We start from the raw sequence: 10,013 nt of genomic DNA on the forward strand, positions 1-10,013 counted from the left end.
TATTTAAATATTGCGTGAAACAGTTGTGAAACAACTTTATTTTCTTAATGCTAATATCTGGCAAAATGACTTAAAATCAGCATAATTACGCGGATGCCGGCGTGTTGATGGTGTGTGTGAAGCGTAATCTTAACATCAGTTGGGAGTGTGTGGTTTTTTGAATAAATATGGAATAAAGAAAAGGATCAGGAGATGATAAATCGCTGCTTTGCGTTCGTGCCAGGAATTAAGCATCTAGTTATTTTAAGGTCGGCGTGTCTTGCGATTTCTTATCTTGTAAACATAGCTTTTGTCTACGTTTGCGTTGGGATGTTGTCTCCAGTATTAAGACCTGTTCGTTCTACTGGAACTTCTTTAATGAGTTCTGTTGAATTTACGTCTTACATTATTGCTTTAGCTGCTATTATTTTGCTGAAATATGCAGTTTTTTACTGGTCGTGTACTGTTTGTGCAGAAATTGAGTCGCGAATAGCTATGCGTTTGCGCCCTAAAATGTTGCACGCAATGTTATCTCTACGTTCTGTAGATATTGAAGATTCTCATGACATTACTTCTTTGCGTGTAAATGAAGATATTTTTGCAATACAAAGTTTTGTTGCTTCTTTAGTTCCACAAATTATTGCAGCTATTCCTGTTCCTGTGGTTGTTTCTGCAGCACTATTTACAGTTAACCCTGCTATAGCCGGGATTTGCGCATTAGCTGCATTGTTTAATGTCGCTTCTCTTATATTCTCGTTGGCACTAAGCCCAGTATCGTGGCGTTGTGTAAGTGCGTTATTTGCCTATGTTATTGCTGGACTCGCAATTGTTGCAACTGTTTGGTTATCTTCCGTTAAAGGTGTAGGTCTTGCTGCAGCTCTGTTAACAATGCCCTTGTTAATGTTAAGCGTCCAGCCACTGAGAATTGTTGGTAAGAATATGCATGTAGTTAAGCATGCTGTTCATGGTTTGGATCATGTTGAAGCATTGTTAAAAATGGTTACTGATTCTCCTGCTCCAATAGCATTTAGTGACGATGGTTCAACATTATCTTTGCCTGATGGCTCAACCAATATTGCTTTGCGTATGCGATGCAATATTTCGGAAAATAATGCGAATACTAATGAAGCTCAGCGTTTATCGATAATTGCAAAATCTGGTGAATTGCAAGTTATTCCAAGTAAATATCATCATGTTATGCGTGAGAAAATACTTTCTGGTACAGGTTTTAACAAATCTGCTGACATATTGCTTTCTTATAGCGACCGTTATGATATTCATGAAGACGACGTTTCTCCATTTGTAGTTTCTGAAGTATTTGACGCAAACGATAGTGCATCTTACTTGTCGTTGAATGATGCAAGTTCTGCAGCTTTAGCAGATATTGTTACTATAGTTAGCGAGCGAAGTCATCTATTTTCCACAACATTGCGAGAAAACTTACTTTTGGCTGCTCCAACAGCTACGACTACTGCGATGTGGGATGCATTGCGAGCTGTGCGAATAGATGGCGTTGTTTATGCCGATTACGACGGTCTAGATATGCCAATAGATAGACTTTTTAATAATCCTGAAGCATCCTATAATTCTGAAGATTTAAAGCGTCGTGTTATTCTTGCTAGAGCAATTTTAAGACACACTAAAGTGTACGTTTTTGATTATTCCCAATGTGATATTAGCAATCATGAAGCTGAAGAAATTGTTAAAATATTGCGTCGCATAGCGCGTTATGCGAATGTAATAGTGTTAATGCCAAATGATGCTGGAATTAGCGCAACTGATGAAATAGCAACTGTAGAATCGTATCGTCATGTTGCTAATGATAGTTCTAAAAATATTACGCAACTAAATCAATTAAACGAATCTCAGAACTCGCAAAACTCACGAAACTCGCAAAACGTTGAGCAAGCTCAGCAAGATCCTAATAAAAACAAGCATATTTCTTCTATTGCAAGTATTGCTTACACTTATGAAGTGAGAACAATCTCAAAGTTCAAACGTGCTATTTTTGCTTTTATATCAATGTTTAGTACTGCTCTCAATCTTGTTTCTGCAGTATGTATTCCTGTTGCTATTGTTTCAGCAATGTTTGCTGTTGCAGGACGTCCAATATTTGGTTTTGTAATGCAACAGTGTGTGCTTGTTGCTGTTGCTTGTATGGCAGTTCGTGCATTAACTCTTGTTACAACATTTGCAGGTGTAGATATGCATCACGAACGTTGGCATAAAGCTCATATCAGCATGAATGTTGGAATGATATTTGCAGTTGTGCCGCTTATGGTTGTTTTGTACTATTTCGATGCGAATTTGTCTTATGTAGCTATTGCTTCGTGCGTGTTTATTATGTTTATTGTTCCTCGATACTTACTTATACGCTCCAAGCATATTGCAAATAAAGTGCGCATTGAACAACATGAAGTTGAGAATGAAGTAAGTGATATTGAACTTGGTATCGATGAAGTACTTGCATTTAGGCAAGGTGAGCATTGCGTTAATCGAATGGTTACTTCAATGCATAAAGTTTCTCAACAAAGAATGCGTTTGGCTCGTAAAAGTGGAGGTATGTCGGCACTTGTTCTTGCTATATCGTTAATTAGCATTTCTGTAGCAGCACTAGTGGTTTCTCACACTATCCATCCAGTTCCAGCTAATATTCCAGCATGGAGCACTGTTTATGCTGTTATGGCAATGGTTTTGCTTGTAATTATGATTCAGCAAGTTGTAGATGTTGTTTTACAAAGAATACCGTCTGTTATGAGAGTTAAGAGCAGTAACTAACTTTAATTTAAAAAATATAGAATATGCATAAGTTGGGTTGGGGGACTGGACATGCGTAATCGTTGTAACAAGAGGCAGTTTCTTGCGCTGTTTTGGATGCTGTTGTTTGCTGTTTTATGTGGGATTGTTATTGGCTTGTTGCTTCCTAAAATAAACAGTAACGTTGGGAAGATTACAGGAGAATATGAAGCAAGCGGAGAAGCTGCGCAAGCATTGAAAAAATTGCGTATATCTAAGCCTTATCGTTACGGGTACGAGCGTCAAGTATTTGGATATCGTACTACTGACGATGACGGTAACGGATGTGACGTTAGGGAAGATGTTTTAGCGCGTGATTTACAAAATGTGAAATACAAGTACGCAGGATCTTGCCAAGTGCGTTTCGGCTTGTTGCATGATCCGTATACTGGCAAAGATATCAACTTCGTGCGTGGGCGAAAAACTAGTGCCTTAATTCAAATAGATCATGTTGTTGCATTACAAAATGCGTGGGAATCTGGAGCATGGAAATGGAATCGTGCAAAACGATTAAAATTTGGCAACGATATGATGAATCTACTCGCGGTTGAAGGAGCTGCTAATCAAGAAAAAGGTTCCGCGTCCGCAGCTTACTGGCTTCCTTCAAACAAAACCTTTAGGTGCGAATATGTTGCTAGGCAAATAGCTGTTAAATATAAATATGGTTTAACTGTAACTCGCGAAGAAAAGCAGAGTATGGAAAGCGTATTGCATAACTGTTCTGCACAGAAATTGCCAAAGTAAGGATTTTGCTCAGTCTAGTATCCTTAAAAGCGACTTAGTAAGCGTTTAATAAGCATTTAGTAATGATTATGGGTGTGATCGTGCATTACGTCGTGATGCTCTGCTGAATGAGGAATATGCAAAACGCGCATACGGTCAATAGCTCTACGCGCAAGATTGTGAGCAGAACCTGTGCCTTCGCCCTTGACTCCAAAAATAACGATAAGAGCCATAATTCCCGTAATAATAGCACTAATGCGCAAAGTCCATTGAACTCCAAAAATACTAGCAGCAACATCGGCAGCGTGACCTGTGCCAGAATGGTGAAGAGTTGTCAATACTGTCATTGTAACTACTAAAACAGGTGCTCCAATAGCGCCCCAAAGCTGACGCATAGTATTAGTTACAGCCGAACCGTCGCCAAGCTCTTCCTTACGCAAACAATTAAGTGACCACGTAGTTATTGGCATAAGCAAGAATCCCATGCCAATTTGGCGAGTAAACTGCCAAATGGAAATCCACCAAATCCACGTATCCATGTCAATAAGACTCATCATTACAGTGCCAAAAAACAGAATAATAGAGCCTGCCATAGCAACTGGGCGCACTCCAAAGCGATCTAGCATACGACCACCAAAATACTGCGAAATAGCCATGCCGAACGCTCCAGGAAGCAGAATTAAGCCGCTCATAGTTGCTGAAAAACCACGATCAGACTGAATATAAAGCGGAATAAGCACCATAATTGAGCTGAAAGCAAAAAATGTAAGGCAAGCGCAAATAGTACCTACCATAAAGTAGCGGTTTTTAAGCACATTAAGACCAAGAAGAGGAGTGTGACCGCGTTTTTGCGCTCGCAACTGCCTTATAACAAACCAAGCAATTCCAAAAGCACCAATAATCATAGGAGCCCAAGATAATGGGTGGGAAATTCCGCATCCTTCAATATTAGTGAATCCAAACATGAGTCCGCCGAAGCCGATAACCGAAAGACCAACCGAGAAGAAATCAGCATGCGCGTTAAGATCATGTTCTCCAAAATTATGCAAGAAAAATACTGCTAAAACGACGGATAGCGCTCCGATAATAGTAAGAGAGCAGAAAATAGAACGCCATCCATTAATATCAGTTTGCAAACCGCCAATAGTAGGACCGATTGCTGGAGCAATACTCATAGCCATGCCAACGCTTCCCATTGCCACACCTCTGCGAGTAACAGGGTAGACGGAGAATACGGTAATTTGTAAAACAGGCCACATTACGCCAGTGCCAATAGCTTCAAGAGTTCTGCCAACAAGTGCCATCATAAAGTCGCTACTAAGCCATGCAAGTACGGATCCAAAAGTAAAAAGCGACATGGAAGTAATAACAATTTGGCGAGTAGAAAAGCGTCTTGTTAAAAATGCTGTAAGTGGAACCATAATTGCCATAATCAGCTGGAAAATAGAAGTAAGCCACTGACCAGTTGTGACGCTTATGCCAAATTCTTGAACTATTGTTGGCAATGCTGCAGTAAGTTGTAATTGTGCGAAATTGCCAATAAATGTAATAAACGTAAGAATAGCAAGAGAAATTAAAGCAGGACGTGTAAGACGATTGTTATTGTATGCTTCTTCGCCTGTTAGCGCATGGCTGAGATTTTGGCTTTTATTAGACAGCCATGTTGAGTGCATCAAAATAAAACATCCTTTTTATTCTTAAACGTAGTTTTTCTTAAGCATATTTTTAAGCATAGGTGGCAAAAGTCAATCGACTTAAGTCTATTCTCTTATCTATTACAACGAAAAATTGTAAGACTTAATTTGCGCAAAACAATAATATCTAGACTGATTCTAATCAGTAGCTGTGGTAGGAAAGCCAATGATTGTAAGCGCCTTGAATGGAGCCATAACGACCATTGCAATAATTCCAGAACCAGCGGAGCTGAGTTTGATAGTTAGTAGCCCAATCAGCTCCGGCAGAAGCCATTTTTCCGCCTGGCAAAGCTTGAGGTAAACCGTAAGCTCCAGAAGGATTCATTGCGTTTACGCGCCAGCCAGATTCATGAGAAATAATAAATACTGTTGCAGTAAAATCAGCTTCACTATAACCGTTAGAAATAAGCCAATCGTGAGCCCATTGTTGCATCTCGCCAGCAGGAACAGTCGTGCCGATAGAAGCAGCTAAGCCAAGTCCGGCAGAAGAACCGCCAGTTCCAACAAGAATAACCTTATCTTTTGGAGCTTTTTTAACATAAGAAGCAAAAATATTAGAGGAAACTATTTTTCCCTTAGTTCGAGTAACTATTTTTGCTGTTTCCATTACGCCGTTAGCGCCTTCACTTTGCACCTTCTCAGTACCTTTTGGAAGTGCAGCAGTTTCCTTTTTAACGACGTTAAACGCGATTGGGTCGTCGGAATTTTCTAATTTTGCGCCTGCACGATTAATAGTAATAACAGTTGATTCGCTAACTTTAGTTGTAAGAGATGGAGTAACAACATCGTGTGGCTCAAGAGTGATATCCCCGGCATCAAGAACGGATTTTACATCAGTGAAATTAGTGCCCAAAATAGTACGATGATGACCATTTATAACAACGTTAACATATGAAGTTGCGCTATCATGCAACATGCGACGGCTAGCACTACGAGAAACTTGCGAAGAATCGGTTGCCGAATAAGAAGTAACCTGAACAGCGTGACCTTTAGACGAAGCGTAAAAATCTCGCGAGGCAAAACCAAGTATCACCAAAGCAATGAAGCCTAAAATAACCGCGCTAACTCTAGCCCACTGTCGTAAACTGAGTGAACCAAGCGTAACAGTATGCTTACGGTGACTGGCCATAACCCTCCTTATTTCTGCAATTACTCTATTGATATTTGCAAACGCTCGCAACGTAGAGTAATAAAACTAAAATGTATGTGCAAAACGTATATGCAAAACCTCACATATTGTATCTCATGGCATAGTCTATAAATCAGGATTCAGAATCATTAGATTCGTAAGATTTAGCTTGTTCAACCAAATCTTCTAAATCAGAAGCTAGTAATGCTCCAGCTTGTCTATAAATAACTTCGCCGCGCTTAATAACCATTACTGTTGGAACAGCTTGGATTTGAGCAGCTGCAGCAATCTCGTTGCTTTTGTCAATATCAACTTTTACGAAAGGAATTTCGGGATATTTTTCACTGACCTTCTCAAAAATAGGACCAAAAGACCTGCATGGACCGCACCACGTTGCCCAAAAATCGACAACAACTATTTCATTTGTCGAAGCAATCTTCTCAAAATTTTCTGTAGTAGCATGTATTGCTGCCATATTACTCCCTCAATATTTTGCGTATTTGCTTTATTGTACGTGCCGCCTTGCATAAATGTTGTCGATAGTGCGCTTATCTGTCGTCTTGCGGCACTAGGCTAGGAGTCATGCTTGATATCCAATTTATTCGTGAACATGCCGACGTAGTTAAGGAATCGCAGCGCAAGCGCGGTGAATCCGTTGAGCTCGTCGATGAAGTATTGCACAACGATGACTTGCGTCGTACTGCTCTTAAGGCTTTTGAAGAGGCTCGCGCTGAGCAAAAAGCTATTGGTAAGAAGGTTGCAACAGCTAGCGCGGAGGAAAAGGTTGCGCTTATTGCTGAAACTAAAGAATTAGCTTCGAAGGTTGCAGAGTACAAAGCTGAATCCGAAAAAGCTACTGCCGACTACACTACAGCAATGTGGAAGCTTTCTAACATCGTTGAAGATGAAGCTCCAGAAGGCGGAGAAGACGACTATGTTGTAGTTAAGAAGGTTGGTACGCCTCGCGATTTTGCAGCTGAAGGTTTCGAGCCAAAGGATCATTTGACTCTTGGAACTGGCGTTGCTGGAATTGATATGCGTCGCGGCGTGAAGGTTGCAGGATCTCGCTTCTACTTCTTGCGCGGTGCTGTGGCTCGCCTGCAAATCGCAATGCTTACTATGGCTGTTGATCAAGCCGAAGAGCACGGTTTTACGCTTGCGATTACGCCAACGCTTGTGCGCCCGGAAGTAATGCGCGGAACTGGCTTCTTGAATTCTCATGCGGACGAGATTTACCGTTTGCGCGAGCCAGATGATCAGTATTTGGTCGGTACTTCCGAAGTTGCTTTGGCTGGTATGCATGAGGATGAGATTCTTGACTTAAGCGATGGTGCTTTGCGTTATTGCGGTTGGTCGAGCTGCTACCGTCGTGAGGCTGGTGCTGCCGGAAAGGATACTTCTGGTATTATTCGCGTGCATCAGTTTGATAAAGTTGAGATGTTCGTTTATTGCAAGCAGGAAGATTCTCGCGCTGAGCATCAGAAGTTGCTAGGCATGGAGCAAGAAATGCTTGCTAAGGTAGAAGTGCCTTACCGCATTATTGATACTGCTGCAGGTGACCTTGGTTCTTCTGCCGCTCGTAAGTTTGATTGCGAAGCTTGGGTTCCAACGCAAGGACGTTACCGTGAGCTTACTTCTACTTCTAACTGCACTGAGTATCAGGCTCGCCGCTTGAATGTGCGTGAACGTATGGAAGATGGTGGAACTCGTCCAGTTAGTACGCTTAACGGCACTTTGGCTACTACTCGCTGGCTTGTGGCTATTTTGGAAAATCATCAGCATGAGGATGGTTCGATTGATATTCCGAAGGCTATGCAGGCTTATATGGGTGGCAAGGAAGTCATTGAGCCAACTAAGTGGGAAGCGTGAGTTTGCTCGTGCACAAACACGGCGTTTGTTTCAAAAAATCGTTTAATTAACTACAAAGCCCGGGAAATTACCTGGGCTTTGTTTTTTAGTTGATAAGTTTTTTGAATCTGGGTGTTGTGTGTTGCGTTCTATACGTGATGATATGCTTACCACTTGTGCGTTAAAAGCGGCAATTTGATTGCTTTCGCGCGCAAATGGATGGGTGTCCGAGCGGTCTAAGGAGACGGTCTTGAAAACCGTTGTAGGGAAACCTACCGCGAGTTCGAATCTCGCCTCATCCGCGAATTAACTAAGCCTAAAGCATGTGAAATTGCTTTAGGCTTTTTTAATTCGCCGAGCTCGGGAAATTAGCAAATTGCGGCAGAAACTTTACAGCGGTGTAAAGAAACGGTCGGTTGTGCGCGGAATAACGGCAGAAACTTTACAGCAGCGCACAGTTTATGCCGCCTACGCACCAAAAAACGGCAGAAACTTTACGTGGGTGTAAAGGAACGGTCGGTTGCGCGCGAGAATCCGATTGAAACGTGCGCTCGCTCGATTTTAGCGCGTGGAATAATGACGCTCTTGAGAAGTGATTGCGTCAAGGAAGAAGTTCGCACCTTCGCGGCAAGACGTGCTGCTTTTGAAATCTTCCGGAGCGTAAGGCGCAACGCTTTCAAACATCTCCTCGTAATCAGCAACGCTTAAACGCACGCGCGAATCAAGCATATCCGCATGCTCGCGCGCAAACAGCGCATTTCTAAATCCTGGCGCAATCGTGCCGCTGAAAAATTCACCAACAGCGCCGGAGCCGTAAGAAAATAGCCCAATCTTATCGCCGCTTTTAAGTGCAGTAAGATTACTATTTTCGCAAGTAAATTCGTCTAACTCAAGTAAAGACAGCAATCCCAAATACAGGGAACCCGTATAGATGTTGCCTACGCGATGGCTGTACTTCGTGCTGGTTCCATAGCGCGAAAGTAAGCGATTGCGCGACGACTCGCTTAGGTTGCTATTATCGCAAGAATCCATCGCAGCCTTAAGCGCCTTCAAACCCATTTTCGTATACGGCAAGTGGAAGCATAACCCTGCAAAATCATTGAAATTACAACTGTTTTGCGCACAATATTTTTGCCACACGTCGCAGAAAAATTGTATGTATTGCTCAGTCGAAAACTTTCCGCGAGCAAGCGCAGTGTCTTGGTAAACAGGTCGCCAAAAGTCCTGAATATCAGCGGATTTCACAACGCTATCGTCGTTAATTTTAAGCACGTGCGGGTTCGCGCTCACAAGCATTGCTACAGCCCCTGCTCCCTGCGTTACTTCGCCAGGTGTAGCAAGACCGTAGCGCGCAATATCGGCTGCAATAACAAGCACTTGCGGATTTTTTTCGGCGTGCGCGCGCACGTAGTCACATGCCATCATCAAAGCCGCGGTGCCGCCGTAGCAAGCTTCTTTTACTTCAATAGAGCGCACCCACGGCGTGAGTTTTAGCAGATTTTGAACGTACAGAGCACTCGATTTACTTGCGTCGACGCCGCTTTCTGTGCCGACGATTAGCATTTTGAGGCGATTGCTATCGATGTGGGGTAGCAGTGGGAGGGCAGCTTGCGCGGCGAGAGTGACGATGTCTTGGTGATTTGGTGGCACAGATTGTTCGCTTTGACCGATTCCGATTGTGAATTTGTTAGGGTCGATTCCGCGGTGTTCCGCCAGTTCTTCGAGGTTTAGGTAATAGTGCGGCGTTGCGAAGGAGATGCGGTCGATGCCGACGGCAAGGGGAGTGGTTGCGGAGGTTGTGGTTGCTGATGTTTCGGTATTTTGTGTGTTCATTTGTCCTAAAA

At 42.5% G+C, this 10,013-nt stretch carries 7 protein-coding genes and 1 tRNA gene; 4 read left to right on the top strand and 4 right to left on the bottom strand.

The window, feature by feature from the left end:
* Window positions 1-192: 192 nt before the first annotated feature.
* Together A5294_RS04415 and A5294_RS04420 are read left to right on the top strand one after the other, a co-directional pair.
* A complete protein-coding gene (locus A5294_RS04415; RefSeq protein WP_064340569.1) occupies window positions 193-2,757 on the top strand; it encodes an ABC transporter in 2,565 nt (854 codons plus the stop codon).
* A 51-nt stretch (window positions 2,758-2,808) separates the two neighbouring features.
* Window positions 2,809-3,519, top strand: coding sequence for an HNH endonuclease family protein (locus A5294_RS04420; protein WP_004574033.1), 711 nt, complete (start codon window positions 2,809-2,811; stop codon window positions 3,517-3,519).
* A 56-nt stretch (window positions 3,520-3,575) separates the two neighbouring features.
* Here the strand turns inward: A5294_RS04420 and A5294_RS04425 are convergent, their stop codons facing one another.
* The 3 genes from A5294_RS04425 to trxA all read right to left on the bottom strand — a co-directional run bounded on the left by A5294_RS04425 (window position 3,576) and on the right by trxA (window position 6,796).
* Complete coding sequence (locus A5294_RS04425; protein ID WP_064340570.1) at window positions 3,576-5,171, bottom strand: MDR family MFS transporter; 1,596 nt, start codon at window positions 5,169-5,171, stop codon at window positions 3,576-3,578.
* 163 nt (window positions 5,172-5,334) lie between these two features.
* Window positions 5,335-6,321 (bottom strand): G5 domain-containing protein, encoded by a 987-nt coding sequence (locus A5294_RS04430; RefSeq protein ID WP_032842330.1) that lies wholly within the window; start codon window positions 6,319-6,321, stop codon window positions 5,335-5,337.
* A gap of 133 nt (window positions 6,322-6,454) precedes the next feature.
* A complete protein-coding gene (gene trxA / locus A5294_RS04435; protein ID WP_004110313.1) occupies window positions 6,455-6,796 on the bottom strand; it encodes a thioredoxin in 342 nt (113 codons plus the stop codon).
* Between the two features lie 107 nt (window positions 6,797-6,903).
* Here trxA and serS point away from each other — a divergent pair, with 107 nt between their 5' ends.
* Entirely contained in the window at window positions 6,904-8,190 is a 1,287-nt protein-coding gene (gene serS, locus A5294_RS04440; protein WP_064340571.1) for a serine--tRNA ligase, read from the top strand.
* A gap of 196 nt (window positions 8,191-8,386) precedes the next feature.
* Window positions 8,387-8,471: transfer RNA gene (locus A5294_RS04445), tRNA-Ser, on the top strand.
* Between the two features lie 259 nt (window positions 8,472-8,730).
* Here the strand turns inward: A5294_RS04445 and A5294_RS04450 are convergent.
* The gene (locus A5294_RS04450; RefSeq protein WP_064340572.1) at window positions 8,731-10,002 is read right to left on the bottom strand and encodes a hydroxymethylglutaryl-CoA synthase; all 1,272 of its coding nucleotides are present in this window, start codon (window positions 10,000-10,002) and stop codon (window positions 8,731-8,733) included.
* Between the last annotated feature and the right edge of the window lie 11 nt (window positions 10,003-10,013).

The organism is Gardnerella sp. 30-4, from assembly GCF_001641215.1.
GTDB classification, from domain to species: Bacteria; Actinomycetota; Actinomycetes; order Actinomycetales; family Bifidobacteriaceae; genus Bifidobacterium; species Bifidobacterium leopoldii.